The sequence below is a fragment of the Caulobacter segnis genome (assembly GCF_029543125.1).
Classification (GTDB): Bacteria; Pseudomonadota; Alphaproteobacteria; order Caulobacterales; family Caulobacteraceae; genus Caulobacter; species Caulobacter segnis_D.
Genome location: NZ_JARQWW010000007.1, coordinates 1 through 14,852, shown reverse-complemented (window position 1 = coordinate 14,852; position 14,852 = coordinate 1). Strand labels below are relative to the sequence as shown.

Genomic DNA, 14,852 nt, shown 5'->3' with positions numbered 1-14,852 from the left:
GTCGTAGCTGCCGTCAGGAACGGAGGACCGCCGACGCATGAATCTGATCAACGCCCTTCAGGACGCGCCCGCCCCCGACTTCGTCACCCGTCCCGCCATCGCCAGCCTGGTGGCCGGGGCGCGCCGGGGTCTGGCGACCGAGAACCGTCCTGATATCGACGCCCGCTTCGCCGCCGAAATGGCCGCCCGCCCGGTGGCGGAGCACACGGACGCCGCCAACGCCCAGCACTACGAACTGCCGCCCCGCTTCTTCGAGTGCGTGCTGGGGCCGCGCCTGAAGTACTCCTCCTGCCTTTACCCCGCCGCCGTCACGACCCTGGCCGAGGCGGAGGTGTTCGCCCTCGCCGCCACCTGCGATCACGCCGGACTGCGGGACGGCCAGCAGGTGCTGGAGCTCGGTTGCGGCTGGGGTTCGCTGTCGCTTTGGATGGCCGAGCAGTATCCGGCGTCACGCATCACCGCCGTGTCCAACTCCCGCCCCCAGCGCGAGCACATCGAGGCCCAGGCGCGGGCGCGGGGTCTGACCAACCTGCGGGTCATCACCGCCGACATGAACGACTTCGACATCGCCGAGTATTTCGACCGCATCGTCTCGGTGGAGATGTTCGAGCACATGGCCAACTGGCGCGCCCTGCTGACCCGCGCCAAGGGCTGGCTGGCGGCGGACGGGCGGATGTTCATCCACGTCTTCACCCACGCCACCACGCCCTATCGCTTCGAGGTCAGCGACCGCAGCGACTTCATCGCCCAGCACTTCTTCACCGGCGGCGTCATGCCCAGCCATGGCCTGATCCGGCAGTTCCCCGACCTGTTCGAGGTGGAGGCCGAATGGCGCTGGAGCGGCGAGCATTATGAGCGCACCGCCTATGACTGGCTGGCCAACATGGACGCCCATCGTGACGAGATCGCCGGTCTGATGCGCGAGGTCTATGGCGCCGACGCCAGGCTGTGGACGCGCCGCTGGCGGCGGTTCTTCATGGCCACCGCCGGCCTGTTCGGCGACAGCGGCGGAGACGTGTGGGGCGTCAGCCATTACCGATTGAAAGCCGCCTAGGGAGAGCGCCGGTGCAGTATGTCTTCGCCTATCTGGGAGCCGGCGTCGGTTTCGTGGTGCTGGACGCCATCTGGCTGACCCTGGCCACGCCGCGGCTGTACAAGCCGATCCTGGGCGAAATCCTCGCCGAGAAGGTGTCGATGCCGGCGGCGGTGGCCTTCTACCTGATCTATCTGGCGGGGATCGTGCTGTTCGCCGTCGAGCCGGGACTGAAGGCCGGGTCAGCGACGCGGACGGCTCTGATGGGCGCGGCGCTGGGCTTCGTCGCCTACGCCACCTACGACCTGACCAACCAGGCGACGTTGAAGGTGTGGTCGTGGAAGATCACCGCCGCCGACCTGACCTGGGGCGTCGTCCTCACCTGCGGCTCGGCGCTGGCAGGTTACGCAGCGGCACGTTTCTCCGAACGTTTCTGACGTTGCCAGCCGGCGCGGGTCATGCGACGCCTTGGCTCCTAGAAGGGCCAAGGTTGTTGCATGAGCGTGATCACGGCGGACGAACAGCGCGCCCAGTTGAGCCGCGCCCTGCTGCGCACCGCCGCCGGCGACCGGCGCGCCCTCGAAGACGTCTATAATCGCACCTCGGCCAAACTATTCGGCGTCTGCCTGCGTATCTTGAACGACAGGAGCGAGGCCGAGGACGTGCTGCAGGAAGTTTATCTCAACGTCTGGCGAAAGGCGGACCAGTTCGACCCGGACCGGGCCAGCCCGATCACCTGGCTGTCGACCCTCGCCCGCAACCGCGCCATCGACCGCCTGCGCGTGACCGGCCGCCGCGACGCCCGCCCCATCGACGAGGCGTCGCAGATCTCCGACGACAGCCCCTCCGCCTTCGACGGCCTGAGCGCGACCCAGGACGCCCAGCAGCTTTCCCATTGCCTGGACGAGCTGGAGGAGAAGCACCGCTCGGCCATCCGCACCGCCTTCTTCGAAGGCCGCACCTATGAGGAGCTGTCCAAGGCCGCCGCTGTGCCGCTGGGCACCATGAAGGGCTGGATCCGCCGGTCGCTCATGAAGCTTCGGATGTGTCTCGAGTCATGACCGACGCCCACGAAGACGGACAGGACATGACCGCCGCCGAGTACGCCCTGGGCGTGCTGGGCGCGGACGAACGCGCCGCCGCCCGCCGCCGCATGGAGCGCGAGCCGGGCTTCGCCGCCGAGGTCGCGGATTGGGACCGCCGCCTGGCGCCGCTGGTGGACGAGGTGACGCCGGTCCGTCCGCCGCGCACCGTCTGGATGCGGATCAAGGCGGGCCTGGGCGCGCCGGTGACGATCTGGAACAACCTGAATCTGTGGCGCGCGGCCACGGGCGTTTCGGTCGCCGCGGCGGCGGCCTGCCTGGTGGTGCTGGTGACGACGCCGGCGCCGGTCGCGCCGCCCGCGCCAGTGGTCCCCGAGCCGAAGCCGACGCCCATGGCGGTGGCCGCCCTGAAGCCGGAGGCCGGCCCGCCCGCCTTCGTCGTGGCCTATGACGAGGCCGGCAAACGGCTGATCATCGCCCCGGCGGCGGTGAGCCCGGACGGCGTCCATGACCACGAGCTGTGGATGCTGCCGGCCGACGGCAAGCCGGTGTCCATGGGCGTGATCAGCGCCGGCCAGGTCTTGGTGATCCCCACCGAGCGCTTCGGCCTCAGCCAGACCGGCACGCTCGCCGTCTCGGCCGAACCCCTGGGCGGCTCGCCCACCGGCCAGCCCACCGGCCCTGTGGTGGCCAGCGGCAGCCTGACGCCGCTTTAGTCTCCTAAAGCCCCCCCTCGATGGGGGAGGGTTGGGTGGGGGTGAAACCGCCGGCCGGTTCCGTGCGGCCACCCCCATCCGCGGCCCTTCCCCCATCAAGGGGAAGGAAGCTCTACTGGTTGGCCGCCGCCAGCAGGATGGCGAGGCCGGTGCTCATGCCCTTGAGGCTGGAGCCCTTCTCCACGTCGATCCATTCGTCCAGGGCGTGGGCGCGGCCGGCGGTGCCGCCCGAGCCGATGGTGATGCCCGGGATGCCGAGGCTCATCGGCATGTTGGCGTCGGTGGACGAGAACTGCAGCTCCGGCGACATGCCGCTGGCGCGGATGGCGTCCTGGGCGGCCTTCACCAGGGCGGTGTCGGCGCTGGTGGAGCCGCCCGGACGGTCGCCGATCATCTTCAGGTCGGCGCTGATCTTGCCGGCGCGGGTGGAGCGGGCGGCGTTCTCGCCCTCCACGGCGGCCGGAACGATCTTCAGGAACTGCTGGTGCAGCTTCTCAAGCTCTTCCGGGCTCTCCGAGCGCATGTCGAACTCCATCCACACGCTGTTCGGGATCGAGTTCACCGAGGTGCCGCCGCCGGTGACACTGGCCGAGTAGGTCGTGCGCGGCTTGGCCGGAACCTGGATCTTGTAGAAATCGGTGACCGCCTGGCTCATGGCCGTCATCGGGTTCACCAGGCCGAAGGCGCCGTAGCTGTGGCCGCCCGGACCGTTGAAGGTCACGCGATAGCGCTTGGAGCCCACGCCGCCGTTCACCACCCGCGACGGATCGGTGCCGTCCATGGAGATGAAGCTGCCGATGTTGTCCTTGTACTTGCCCTTGGTGAACAGGTAGCGGACGCCGCGCAGGTCGCCGGGGCCTTCCTCGCCCACATTGCCGACGAACAGGATGTCGTTCTTGGTCTTGATCCCGGCCTTGTCCATGGCGCGGATGTAGCCGAGCAGGACGGCCAGGCTGCGGGTGTCGTCGCCGATGCCGGGGGCCGACAGCTTGGTCCCCTCGCGCTTCACCTTGATCGGCGTGCCTTCCGGGAAGACCGTGTCGAGGTGTGCGGCGATGACGGTCAGCTTGCCGCCCTTGGCCGTGCCTTTGCGCACGCCCATGACGTTGCCTTCCTCGTCCATCTCCACGTCGGTCAGACCGGCCTCTTTCAGCATCGCCATATAGGCCTTGGCGCGCTCGGCCTCCTTGAACGGCGGCGCCGGAATCTCGACCAGGGTGATGATCTCGCTGACGATGCGGTCATGGTCCGCGTCGAGGGCGGCGACGGCGCTCTTGTAAGGCGCGCTGGCGACGATCTTCTCGGCGGCGGTCGGCGCCGCGAGGGCGAGACCCGGCGCGAGGGCCAGGGCGGCGATGAGGCTGAGACGGCTGACGGCGTGACGCATGAAACTGGACTCCCCCAAAACAGAGGCGCCTTGCTTAGCATCAATCCCACCCGCCAAAGCGCGGATAATCTGTAAGATCGCTGACACAAATGCGGCATAGGTTCGAGACCGCTGATCGTTGGGGGAAGCGTCACATGTTCAATCGTCGCCTGGTTGCCGCGGCGCTCGCGCCCCTGGTCCTGCTGGCTTGCGGCCCGCAGAAGCCGGCGGAGCAGAAGGTTCTGCGCTTCTCCATTCTGTCCACCGAGAGCTCGGCCAATCAGAGCGAGAAGTGGCAGCCGTTCCTGGACGACATGGCCAAGGAGACCGGCCTGAAGGTCGAGCCCTTCTACGCCAGCAACTACACCTCCCTGATCGAGGCCATGCGCTTCAAGCAGAGCGACGCCGGCTGGTTCTCGAACCAATCCGGGATGGAGGCGGTCCGGCGCGGCGGCGGCGAGGTGTTCGCCAAGTCCACCCACCCGGGCGGCAAGGAAGGCTACAACGCCCTCATCATCACCAAGCGCGGTTCGGGCGTGACGCTGGACAAGCTGCTGGCCTGCGGCAAGCGCTACTCGTTCGGCATGGGCGACGCCAAGTCGACCTCCGGCACCCTTGCGCCGCTGACCTATCTGTTCGGGCCGCGCGACATCGATCCGCAGGCCTGCTTCTCCAACCTGCGCTCGGCCAAGCACGAGGCGAACCTGCTGTCGGTGGCCAACGGCCTGCTCGACGCCGCCACCTACAACACCAACGACGTGGAGCGCATGCAGCGCCGCCACGACCCGAAGGCCGACGCGGTGCTGGAGCAGATCGAGGTGCTATGGACCTCGCCCAAGCTGCCCGAGGACCCCATCGTCTGGCGCAAGGACCTCGACCCCGAGATCAAGGCCAAGCTGAAGTCCTTCCTGCTGGGATATGGCGTCGGCGACGACGCCGACGCAGAGCGCGAGCGGAAGATCCTGACCGACCTCAACTTCGGCGTCTTCCAGGCGGCGGGCGACGATCATCTGATCCCGGTGCGGGAGATGGAGGCCGCCGCGAACCTTCTGGAGGCCCAGCGCAAGGGCGACGCCGCCGCCGCCGAAGCCGCCCGCAAGGCCATGAGCGAGCTCAGCGCCCGTCGCGGCGGCGCGCTGTAGGTCCGGAGCCCTCAGACTTTCTATAAGCTCGAAAGCGCATTTTTTAGCGCCGCCTTGGCGATTGTTGGGCTAATGAACCGCCCCTTCGCCAAGGACTCCTCTACTCCGTGATCGAATTCGAGCAGGTTCGCAAAATCTATCCCAAGGCCGGCGGCGCCGCCCTGGACGGCGTCTCCCTGCGCGTGGCCCAGGGCGAGGTGTTCGGCGTCATCGGTCAATCGGGCGCCGGCAAGTCGACCCTGATCCGGCTGATCAACGGGCTGGAGAAGCCGACCGACGGCCGCGTGGTCCTGGACGGCGCCGATGTGGGCGCCCTGCCCCCCGCCGGGCTGCGCGGTCTGCGCCGCCGCATCGGCATGATCTTCCAGCACTTCAACCTGCTGTCATCCAAGACCGTCGCCCAGAACGTCGCCTTCCCGCTGAAGCTGGCGGGGACGCCCCAGGCCGAGATCGACCGCCGGGTGGCCGAACTGCTGGCCCGCGTCGGCCTGGCCGACCATGCCGCCAAGTATCCGGCCCAGCTGTCCGGCGGCCAGAAGCAGCGCGTCGGCATCGCCCGCGCCCTGGCCACCAACCCGTCCGTCCTGCTGTGCGACGAGGCGACCAGCGCCCTCGACCCCGAGACCACCGACCAGATCCTGGCCCTGCTGGCCGACCTGAACCGCGAACTCGGCCTGACCATCGTGCTGATCACGCACGAGATGGAGGTCATCCGCCGCATCTGCCATCGCGTGGCGGTGCTGGAGCGCGGCCAAGTGGTGGAGACCGGCGAAGTGGCCGATGTCTTCCTGCACCCCAAGAACGCCGTCACCCGCCGCATGCTGGCCGACGCCGGGCTGGAGGATGACGCCATCCCCGCCGACGGCTCGGCCCTGCGCCTGACCTTCCGGGGCGCTTCGACCTATGAGCCGATCCTGGGCCGCATCGCCCGCGAGACCGGCGTCGACTATTCGATTCTGTCCGGGCGCATCGACCGCATCCGCGACGAACCCTATGGCCAGCTCACCGTCGCCCTGATCGGCGGCGATGTGGCCGAGGCCCGCCGCCGGCTGGAAGCCGCCGGCGTCCAGGTGGAGGCCGCGCGCTGATGGACAGCTTCTTCGCCAATATCGACTGGGCCGACATCGGCCAGGCGACCCTGGACACCCTGGCCATGCTGGGCGGCTCGCTGGCCCTGACCGTGGCCTTCGGCCTGCCGCTGGGCGTGGTGCTGTTCCTGACCGGCCCCCGCCAGTTGCTGGAGCAAAAGGCGGTTCACGCCGTTCTGTCGGTGATCGTCAACATCCTGCGGGCCGTGCCCTTCATCATCCTGCTGATCATCATGATCCCGCTGACCGTGCTGCTGGTCGGCACGTCGCTGGGCGTCGCCGGGGCCATCCCGCCGCTGGTCGTCGGCGCCGCGCCGTTCTTCGCCCGCCTGGTGGAGACCGCCCTGCGGGAGGTGGATCGCGGCGTCATCGAGGCCAGCCAGGCCATGGGCGCCACGCCCCGCCAGATCGTCTTCGGCGCCCTGCTGCCCGAAGCCCTGCCCGGCCTGATCGCCGGAATCACCGTCACCGCCATCGCCCTGGTGTCCTACACCGCCATGGCCGGGGTGGTCGGGGCCGGCGGCCTGGGCGACCTGGCCATCCGCTTCGGCTATCAACGCTTCCAGACCGACGTGATGATCGTCACCGTCGTGCTGCTTCTCGTGCTCGTGCAAGTGCTGCAGATGGTTGGCGACCGCCTCGTCGTCCGCGTCAGCCGCCGCTAGTTCAAAGGACCTTTCCCCGATGCTCGCCCGCCGCGCCCTTCTGATCGCCGCCGCCTCGACCCTGTTGCTGGCCGCCTGCAACCGCCAGCCGGCTCAGAGCGCCGCCGACACCCTGACCGTCGGCGCCACCGCCGTGCCGCACGCCGAGATCCTCGAAGTGGTCCGCCCGATCCTGGAGAAGGAAGGCGTGAAGCTGCAGGTGAAGGTGTTCAACGACTACGTTCAGCCGAACCTGCAGGTCGACCAGAAGCAGCTGGACGTGAACTACTTCCAGACCAAGCCGTACTTCGACGAGTTCAACAAGGAGCGCGGCACGCATCTGGTCACCGTGGTCGGCGTCCATATCGAGCCGCTCGGCGCCTATTCGCGCAAGCACAAGGCCCTGGCCGACATTCCGAACGGCGCCACGGTCGCCATCCCGAACGAGCCCAGCAATGGCGGCCGCGCCCTGCTGCTGCTGCAGAAGGCCGGACTGATCACCCTGACCGATCCGACAAACGCCCTGGCGACCCTGAAGGACATCGCCACAAACCCCAAGAACCTGAAGTTCCGCGAACTGGAGGCCGCCACCCTGCCCCGCGTCCTGGGCGAGCTGGACCTGGCGCTGATCAACACCAACTACGCCCTCGACGCCAAGCTGAACCCGACCCGCGACGCCCTGGCGATCGAGGACAAGGAAAGCCCCTATGTGAACTTCCTGGTCTCGCGCGAGGATAACAAGAACGACCCGCGCGTCCAGAAGCTGGCCAAGGCCCTGACCGGCCCCGAAGTGAAGGCCTTCATCGAGAAGACCTACGACGGCGCTGTGGTCCCGGCGTTCTAAAGGCTGAAGTTAAATCCTCCCCCTTGGGGGAGGTGGCCCAGAGGGCCGGAGGGGGACTGCTGAGCCAGAGCCCAGTCCTACCCCCTCCACCGCTTCGCGGTCCCCCTCCCCCAAAGGGGAGGATTTTAAGCCGCGCGGCGGTCGCCCTCGGCCGCCGCCGTCGACACAGCCTCGATCAGGCCGCGGGCGTCCAGGGGTTTGGTCAGGAAGGTCTCCACCCCCACCCGCAGCCATTGCTGGCGATGCTCCAGCAGGGCGTTGGCCGTCAGGGCCAGGATCGGCGTGTCCAGGTTGGCGCCGGTCTCGCGGATGCGGCGGGTCGCCTCGATGCCGTCCATGACCGGCATCTGCATGTCCATGAGGATGACGTCGAAGGCCTGGACGGCGGCGATCTTGACCGCCTCCTCGCCGTTCTCCGCCACCGTCACGCGGCAGCCCAGCGGCTCCAGATAAAGCTGGACGATCTTCTGGTTCACGGGATGGTCCTCGGCCAGCAGCACGTTGACCTGCCGCAGGCAGCCGTCGGCGACCTCCTCGTCATGCTCGGCGGAGATCGCGCCCTCGTCGCCGAAGACCAGCGGCAGCTCCAGGCGGAAGACCGAGCCGGCGCCGGGTTCGCTGCGCACGGTCAGGGAGCCGCCCATGGCCTCGGCCAGGTGGCGGCTGATGCTGAGGCCCAGGCCCGTGCCGCCATAGCTGCGGCTGGTGCCGGGATTGGCCTGCTCGAAGCGGTCAAAGATGCGGGCGGCCACTTCCGGCGTCATGCCCACGCCGGTGTCGCGCACCTCCACCCACAGCCGTGCGGGCCAGGTCAGCCGCCCGGCGTGCAGCTCGATGGAGCCTGCCTCAGTGAATTTCACGGCGTTGGACAACAGGTTCGACAGGATCTGCTGGAACCGCAGGGGGTCGGTGACGATGCGCGCCGGCACGTCGGCGAAGTCGCCGGACATGGTGACGCCCGCCGCCTCGGCCCGGCCGCGCCACAGGTGCAGGCTGGCCTCCAGCTTGGCGGGCAGGTCGATGGCGACCTCCTCCAGAACCAGCTTGCCGGACTCGATCTTCGACAGGTCCAGCACGTCGTTCAGCAGGCCCAGCAACACCTCGCTGGAATGGGACAGCATCTGCACATGCTCGGCCTGGGCCGGGGTCAGCTTGTCGTCCTGCAGCAGGGTGGCGGCGGCGACCACCGCGTTCATGGGGGTGCGGATCTCGTGGCTGATGGTGGCCAGGAAGGTGGACTTGGCGGCGCTGGCCTGTTCGGCGCGCAGACGCTCGGCGTCGGCCTGGTCGAGCGCTTGGCGAAGGGCGGCGTTGGTGGCCATGGTCCGCCGCACCGCCACGAACAGGTGCGTGCTGTAGAGTACGCCAGCGATGGTCACCGCCGTCATGGGCAGCATGTCGTCGCGCGGCGACAGCACGCCGCTGAGCAGCGGCAGGAACAGCAGGTAGGACAGATGCGGGATCGCGGCGGCCAGGAACAGCCGCCAAGCCGAGTGCATGTGCAGGGCGATGTGCAGCAGCCCGCCGGCCGGCTGCAGGATGGCGAACAGCTTGCCCGCCTCGCCGCCCGCGAACCACAGATAGACCGCGATGCCGGAATAGACCGCCGTGTTGAAGGTGGCCGAAAGGACGCACAGCCAGATGCGGACACGCGACGGTGCGCGGTCGGGATCCTGGCGGATGGGCTTGAAGGCGAGCCAGTCGATGGCCTGGGCTACGCAGACGCAACCGTACCAGACCGCCGGCCACAGCGGCCCGGAAAGCATGGTCGCCACGCCCGCCAGAAACAGGGCGAGCGCCAGGCGGGTCGGCAGTTCCTTGGCGCGAGTTATCGCCACCGCGCCGTAGTCTTCGGTCTTCGACACTCCAGGCTCTCCTCCCGGATAGGGGAGGAGCCTGCGCCTCAATGTTTAATCAAAGCCGCAGAAAACCGACTAACGCGCGAATATTTCGCCGCTTTCGCCAATTTTGATCCGGATCAGATACCGGGGATCATGCCCCCGTCCACCCGCACGATCGAGCCGGTGACATAGGCGGCCTGCCGGCTGGCCAGGAACGCCGCCACGGCGCCGTACTCCTCCGGCGTGCCCATGCGGCCGGCAGGAATGGCGGCGGTGGCCTCGGCCCGCACGTCTTCCTCGGTCCGGCCCTGCGCCTCGGCCCGCTTGCTGTCGAGAAAATGGATGCGGTCGGTGGCGATGCGGCCGGGCACGATGATGTTGGCGGTGATCCCGTGAGGCGCGACCTCCCGCGCCAGGGTCTTGGACCACCCCACCAGCGAGGCGCGCAGGGCGTTGGAGATGGCCAGGCCGGGGATCGGCGCCTCCACCCCCGACGAGGTGCTGGTGATGATCCGGCCCCAGCCAGCGGCCTTCATACCCGGCAGGACGCGGTCGGTGATGGCGATCACCGACAGCACCATGGCCTGGAACTGGGCGGTCCACAGGGCCGGGTCCTGTCCCTGGGCCTGCGTCGGCGGCGGGCCGCCGGTGTTGTTGATCAGGATCTCGACCGCACCGAGTTCTTCCTCGATCCAGGCGATGTTCGGCTCGATCTGCGCCGGATCAGCGAGGTCCCAGGTCAGAGGCAGGCAGCGGACGTTCCTGTCCCAGACCTGACAACAGGTCTCCTCGACGGCGGCGGCGTTGCGGCCCGCCACCGCGACCCGCACGCCCTCAGCCGCCAGGGCCCGCGCGATCCCTCTTCCCAGTCCGCCGCTGCCGCCCAGGACAAGCGCCGTTTTGCCGGCGATGCCAAAATCCATCAAACGCTCCGATCAAATCGTGCTCTGACAGAAGGGCGTCAGACCGCCCGACGCAAGGTCGTAAAAGCCGAGAGTTCACCGCTTGGCGACGAACACCGGTCGATCACCGCATGGTCGGGATGACGAAGGCGCTGTCCTCGCTCTCGCCTTCCGGCCAGCGGGCGGTGACGGTCTTCACCTTGGTGTAGAACTTCACGCCTTCCATGCCGTGCTGGTTGGTGTCGCCGAAGGCGCTGCGCTTCCAGCCGCCGAAGGTGTGATAGGCCACCGGCACCGGGATCGGCACATTGATGCCCACCATGCCCACATTGACCTGAGAGGCGAACTCCCGCGCCGCCCGGCCGTTGCGGGTGAAGATCGCCACCCCGTTGCCGTACTGGTGCTCCGACGGCAGGCGCACCGCCTCCTCGAAGGTCTCGGCGCGGACGATCTGCAGGACGGGGCCGAAGATCTCTTCCTGGTAGGTCTTCATGGTCGGCTTGACCTGATCGAACAGGGTCGGGCCGATGAAGAAGCCCTTCTCGTAGCCCTGCAGGGCGAAGTCGCGGCCGTCGACCACCAGCTCCGCCCCCTCCTCGGCGCCCAGGCGGATGTAGTCCGCCACCTTGGCGCGGTGGGCGCTGGACACCACCGGACCGTAGTGCGCCTCGCCGTCGGTGCTGACCCCAACCTTCAGGGTCTCGATGCCGGCCACCAGCCGCTCGCGCAGCTCGTCAGCCGTAGCCTTGCCCACCGGCACCACCACCGGCAGGGCCATGCAGCGCTCGCCGGCCGAGCCATAGGCCGCGCCCAGCAGGTCCTTCACCGTCTGGTCCATGTCGGCGTCAGGCAGGATGATCCCGTGGTTCTTGGCTCCGCCCATGGCCTGGACGCGCTTTCCGTTCGCCGTGCCCTGGGAATAGACGTAGTGCGCGATGTCGGACGAGCCGACGAAGCTGACGGCCTTGATGTCCAGGTGCTGCAGGATGGCGTCGACGCTGACCTTGTCGCCATGCACGACGTTCAGCACGCCCTTCATGTCCAGGCCCAGCTCGGCCCCGGCCTGCATCATCAGCTCGGCCAGGCGCACCGGCACCGACGGGTCCTTCTCCGACGGCTTGAGGATGAAGGTGTTGCCCACCGCGATGGCCACCCCGAACATCCACATCGGGATCATGGCGGGGAAGTTGAACGGGGTGATCCCCGCCGCCACGCCCAGGGGCTGGCGCATGGAATAGACGTCGATGCCCGGCCCGGCGCCTTCGGTGTATTCCCCCTTGAGGACATGGGGGATGCCGCAGGCGAACTCGATCACCTCCAGGCCGCGCTGGATGTCGCCCTTGGAGTCGGCGATGACCTTGCCGTGCTCGCTGGACAGCAGCTCGGCCAGCTGGCCCATGTTCGCCTCGACCAGGCGCTTGAACTCGAACATCACCCGGGCGCGGCGCTGCGGGTTCACCGTGCTCCAGACGCGCTGGGCGGCGACGGCGGCCTGCACCGCCGCATCGAGCTCGGCGGGGGTCGCCAGCTGGACGCGGGCCTGGATCTCGCCGGTGTTGGGACTGAACACGTCGCCGAACCGGCCCGAGGCGCCTTCAAAGGCCTGACCGTTCACGAAATGGTGGATGCTGCGCATGGGGCTCCTCCGTAATTCTTGTTTTGCGGAACGAGCTATCAAACCACGCCGCCTTGGGCGAATGATTTTCGCCGAATGCGGCGACCTAGGGGCGATGGCTGGCGCGGGACGAGCGAACTCCGGTATGAGCGGGCATGGAAGATCATTCGACGACATTGGGCGAGACCCGCGTGCTGGTCTTTTCGCCGCACGGTCCGCTGCTGGCGGCCGAATCCGACGCCAACGACTTCATCAGCGCGGCGTGGTCGCACGAGGCGGAGTGGCTCGTGATCCCAACCGCACGGCTGGGACCGGACTTTCTGCGGCTCAGCACCCGCATAGCCGGCCTCGTCATCCAGAAGTTCGTCAATTACCGACTGAACGTGGCCATCGTCGGCGACATTTCGACGGAGATCGCCGGCAGCGACGCCCTGCGCGATTTCGTCCACGAGTCGAACCTGGGCCCGTCAGTCTGGTTCGTTCCAGACCTGGCGGCGCTCGAACGAGGGCTGGCGGTCCGCGCCTAGGCCGGCGCGTACTTCTCGAACGTGGCCATCTGGTCGGCCAGGGCCTTCTGGAAGCAAGGCCGCGCCTCGCAACGCCGCAGATAGGCGCCCAGCACCGGATCGGCGGTGACCAGATCCGTGTGCCGCAAGTTGCGCAGCACCGTCGTCATCAAGAGATCGGCGGCGGTGAACCGGCCCGCGACCAGATAGTCGTCGCCCGCCAGATAGGAAGCCAGTTCGGTCAAGCGGCGCTTCACGAAGGCCTCCGCCTCCGGCCGACGCGCCAGCGCCCACGCCTGGCCGGGATGGAACAGGTCCAGGTCGGCCAGACCATCGAAGGCGGGCTCCATGGTGTTCATCGCGGCGAACAGCCAGGTGACCGTCTTCGCGCGCTGCTCCACGTCCGATGGCATCAGGGCTTCGGTGCGTTCCGCGATGTGCAGGACGATAGCCCCGGATTCGAAGAGAACCTGGCCGCGCTCTTCATAGGCCGGCACCTGGCCGAAGGGCTGCTTCTCGCGATAGGCCTCGCTTTCCTGATCTTCCGGTCCGATCAGCCTGATTTCATAAGGCCAGCCCGCCTCTTCCAGAGCCCAGCGGACCCGCAGGTCGCGCACCAGTCCCTGAGCGAAATCCGGAACCCATTTAAAAGCGCTGACCTTGATCATGGTCTTTTCTCCCTTCGTGCGGCTGAGCCGCTTCATCTCAAGGACGGACGAGGGGGAGGGTTTCCGACACGTCCCGGCAAATTCTCCGCGCCGCCTTGCCAGCCATGGGTCGGCTCGCGATCATCCGGCCATGCGGAAGGCGGCGGACGACATCATTGCGCTTTATGAGCGCCACGCGGAGGACTACGACCGCGACCGCGGACGCAGCCTGATGGAGCGGGGATGGCTTGCGGCCTTCCGCAAGGCCGCCAGTCCGGATGCGCCGATCCTCGACCTTGGCTGCGGCTGCGGCGAGCCCATCGCCCGACACCTGATCGAGGCGGGCCATGCGCTGACCGGCGTGGACTCCTCCACCACCCTCGTCGCGCTTTGCCGCAAGCGCTTTCCGAGCGGAGACTGGCGCGTGGCCGACATGCGCCGCCTGGACTTGGGTCGGCGTTTCGGCGGGATTTTGGCCTGGGACAGCTTCTTCCACCTGACGCCGGCGGACCAACGCGCCATGTTCGCGGTTTTTCGGGACCATGCCGCGCCTGGCGCGGCGCTCATGTTCACCAGCGGGCCCAGCGCGGGCGAGGTCGTCGGCGAATATCGAGGCGACCCGCTCTATCACGCCAGCCTGGACCGAACGGAGTATGAGGGTTTGCTGGCCAGCCACGGCTTTCGGGTGCTGCGGCATTTGGCCGACGACCCGAGCTGCGGGGGACACACCGTCTGGCTGGCTCGCTTCGAGAATTGATCAAAAGGCTTGAGCGGCCTGTCGGGTCGGCCGCCGCTCGTCCGTCCTAGGGCGGACAGACACCACGAGGAGCCCCTATGTCCTTCCAGGCCTATCTCAACGCCGTTGAGGCGAAGACCGGCAAGAGTCCAGACGCCTTGAAAGCGCTCGCCGCCGCCAAGGGGCTTGCCGGACCCGGCGTGAAGGCCGGCGACGTGGTGGCGTGGCTGAAGGATGAGTTCGACCTGGGCCGGGGCCACGCCATGGCGATCTTCGCCCTGCTCAAGGCCGATGTGGAGCCGCGCGGCGCGGCAGGCGACCGGATCGACAAGCTGTTCTCGGGCGGCCGTGCGTCCCTGCGCCCGCTGTTCGACGCCGTGGCGGAAAAGGCCAAGGCCCTGGGTGACGACGTCGACCTGGCCCCCACGGACACTTATGTCAGCCTGGTTCGCGGCACGCGGAAGTTCGCCATCGTCCAGCCGGTTGCGGGCCGTCTCGACATCGGCGTCAAGCGCAAGGCCGTGGCTCCCACCGAACGCTTCGCCGCCGCCGGCTCCTGGAACAGCATGGTCACTCACCGCTCCCGCCTGACGGACGCCGCCGAGATCGACGCGGAACTGGTGGAGTGGCTGTGGGCCGCCTACGCGGCGGCCTAGGTGTCGTTTCCAAGAAGGTTGTTCACCCGTTGCCAGGGTGTGAGGCCGGCGATGCCTGAGTGTGGTCGTTTGA

The 14,852-nt window shown here is 68.1% G+C and carries 16 protein-coding genes; 11 read left to right on the top strand and 5 right to left on the bottom strand.

All coding sequences use genetic code 11. From position 1 onward, the window contains the following. Window positions 1-37 precede the first annotated feature (37 nt). Genes P7B02_RS18230 through P7B02_RS18215 form a run of 4 tightly spaced genes read left to right on the top strand, consistent with a single transcriptional unit; the run spans window position 38 to window position 2,792 of the window. Window positions 38-1,054: an SAM-dependent methyltransferase gene (locus P7B02_RS18230; protein WP_277787787.1), complete on the top strand. Its 1,017-nt coding sequence runs from the start codon at window positions 38-40 to the stop codon at window positions 1,052-1,054. An 11-nt stretch (window positions 1,055-1,065) separates the two neighbouring features. Then, on the top strand, window positions 1,066-1,470 hold the full coding sequence (locus P7B02_RS18225) for a DUF2177 family protein (protein ID WP_277787786.1): 405 nt from the start codon (window positions 1,066-1,068) through the stop codon (window positions 1,468-1,470). 60 nt (window positions 1,471-1,530) lie between these two features. Next, window positions 1,531-2,094 (top strand): sigma-70 family RNA polymerase sigma factor, encoded by a 564-nt coding sequence (locus tag P7B02_RS18220; RefSeq protein WP_277787785.1) that lies wholly within the window; start codon window positions 1,531-1,533, stop codon window positions 2,092-2,094. Continuing rightward, a complete protein-coding gene (locus P7B02_RS18215) occupies window positions 2,091-2,792 on the top strand; it encodes an anti-sigma factor (RefSeq protein WP_277787784.1) in 702 nt (233 codons plus the stop codon). Before P7B02_RS18220 ends, P7B02_RS18215 begins: the two co-directional genes overlap by 4 nt. A 112-nt stretch (window positions 2,793-2,904) precedes the next feature. On the opposite strand, the gene P7B02_RS18210 is transcribed toward P7B02_RS18215, so the two are convergent. Then, window positions 2,905-4,179, bottom strand: coding sequence for a M20/M25/M40 family metallo-hydrolase (locus P7B02_RS18210; protein WP_277787783.1), 1,275 nt, complete (start codon window positions 4,177-4,179; stop codon window positions 2,905-2,907). 134 nt (window positions 4,180-4,313) lie between these two features. On the opposite strand from P7B02_RS18210, the gene phnD reads away from it, so the two are divergent. The 4 genes from phnD (at window position 4,314) to P7B02_RS18190 (ending at window position 7,876) form a co-directional block, all read left to right on the top strand. Next, on the top strand, window positions 4,314-5,300 hold the full coding sequence (gene phnD / locus P7B02_RS18205) for a phosphate/phosphite/phosphonate ABC transporter substrate-binding protein (protein WP_277787782.1): 987 nt from the start codon (window positions 4,314-4,316) through the stop codon (window positions 5,298-5,300). 107 nt (window positions 5,301-5,407) lie between these two features. Further along, window positions 5,408-6,388, top strand: coding sequence for a methionine ABC transporter ATP-binding protein (locus P7B02_RS18200; protein WP_277787781.1), 981 nt, complete (start codon window positions 5,408-5,410; stop codon window positions 6,386-6,388). Then, complete coding sequence (locus P7B02_RS18195) at window positions 6,388-7,053, top strand: methionine ABC transporter permease (RefSeq protein ID WP_277787780.1); 666 nt, start codon at window positions 6,388-6,390, stop codon at window positions 7,051-7,053. Before P7B02_RS18200 ends, P7B02_RS18195 begins: the two co-directional genes overlap by 1 nt. A 19-nt stretch (window positions 7,054-7,072) precedes the next feature. Continuing rightward, window positions 7,073-7,876 (top strand): MetQ/NlpA family ABC transporter substrate-binding protein, encoded by an 804-nt coding sequence (locus tag P7B02_RS18190; RefSeq protein WP_277787779.1) that lies wholly within the window; start codon window positions 7,073-7,075, stop codon window positions 7,874-7,876. Window positions 7,877-8,001: 125 nt separating this feature from the next. Here the strand turns inward: P7B02_RS18190 and P7B02_RS18185 are convergent, their stop codons facing one another. The 3 genes from P7B02_RS18185 to P7B02_RS18175 form a co-directional block, all read right to left on the bottom strand. Further along, window positions 8,002-9,741: an ATP-binding protein gene (locus tag P7B02_RS18185; protein WP_277787778.1), complete on the bottom strand. Its 1,740-nt coding sequence runs from the start codon at window positions 9,739-9,741 to the stop codon at window positions 8,002-8,004. Between the two features lie 113 nt (window positions 9,742-9,854). Beyond that, window positions 9,855-10,640, bottom strand: coding sequence for an SDR family oxidoreductase (locus P7B02_RS18180; RefSeq protein WP_277787777.1), 786 nt, complete (start codon window positions 10,638-10,640; stop codon window positions 9,855-9,857). A 103-nt stretch (window positions 10,641-10,743) separates the two neighbouring features. Beyond that, on the bottom strand, window positions 10,744-12,255 hold the full coding sequence (locus tag P7B02_RS18175; protein WP_277787776.1) for a CoA-acylating methylmalonate-semialdehyde dehydrogenase: 1,512 nt from the start codon (window positions 12,253-12,255) through the stop codon (window positions 10,744-10,746). 134 nt (window positions 12,256-12,389) lie between these two features. Between P7B02_RS18175 and P7B02_RS18170 the strand changes: the two genes are divergently transcribed. Continuing rightward, complete coding sequence (locus P7B02_RS18170) at window positions 12,390-12,761, top strand: DUF4180 domain-containing protein (protein ID WP_277787775.1); 372 nt, start codon at window positions 12,390-12,392, stop codon at window positions 12,759-12,761. On the opposite strand, the gene P7B02_RS18165 is transcribed toward P7B02_RS18170, so the two are convergent. Then, window positions 12,758-13,408: a glutathione S-transferase family protein gene (locus P7B02_RS18165; RefSeq protein ID WP_277787774.1), complete on the bottom strand. Its 651-nt coding sequence runs from the start codon at window positions 13,406-13,408 to the stop codon at window positions 12,758-12,760. The genes P7B02_RS18170 and P7B02_RS18165 overlap by 4 nt on opposite strands. Between P7B02_RS18165 and P7B02_RS18160 the strand changes: the two genes are divergently transcribed. Both P7B02_RS18160 and P7B02_RS18155 read left to right on the top strand, forming a co-directional pair. Beyond that, window positions 13,407-14,144, top strand: coding sequence for a class I SAM-dependent DNA methyltransferase (locus P7B02_RS18160; protein WP_277787773.1), 738 nt, complete (start codon window positions 13,407-13,409; stop codon window positions 14,142-14,144). The genes P7B02_RS18165 and P7B02_RS18160 overlap by 2 nt on opposite strands. Window positions 14,145-14,221: 77 nt before the next feature. Then, window positions 14,222-14,779, top strand: a complete 558-nt coding sequence (locus P7B02_RS18155) for a DUF4287 domain-containing protein (protein WP_277787772.1) — start codon at window positions 14,222-14,224, stop codon at window positions 14,777-14,779. Window positions 14,780-14,852: the final 73 nt, after the last annotated feature.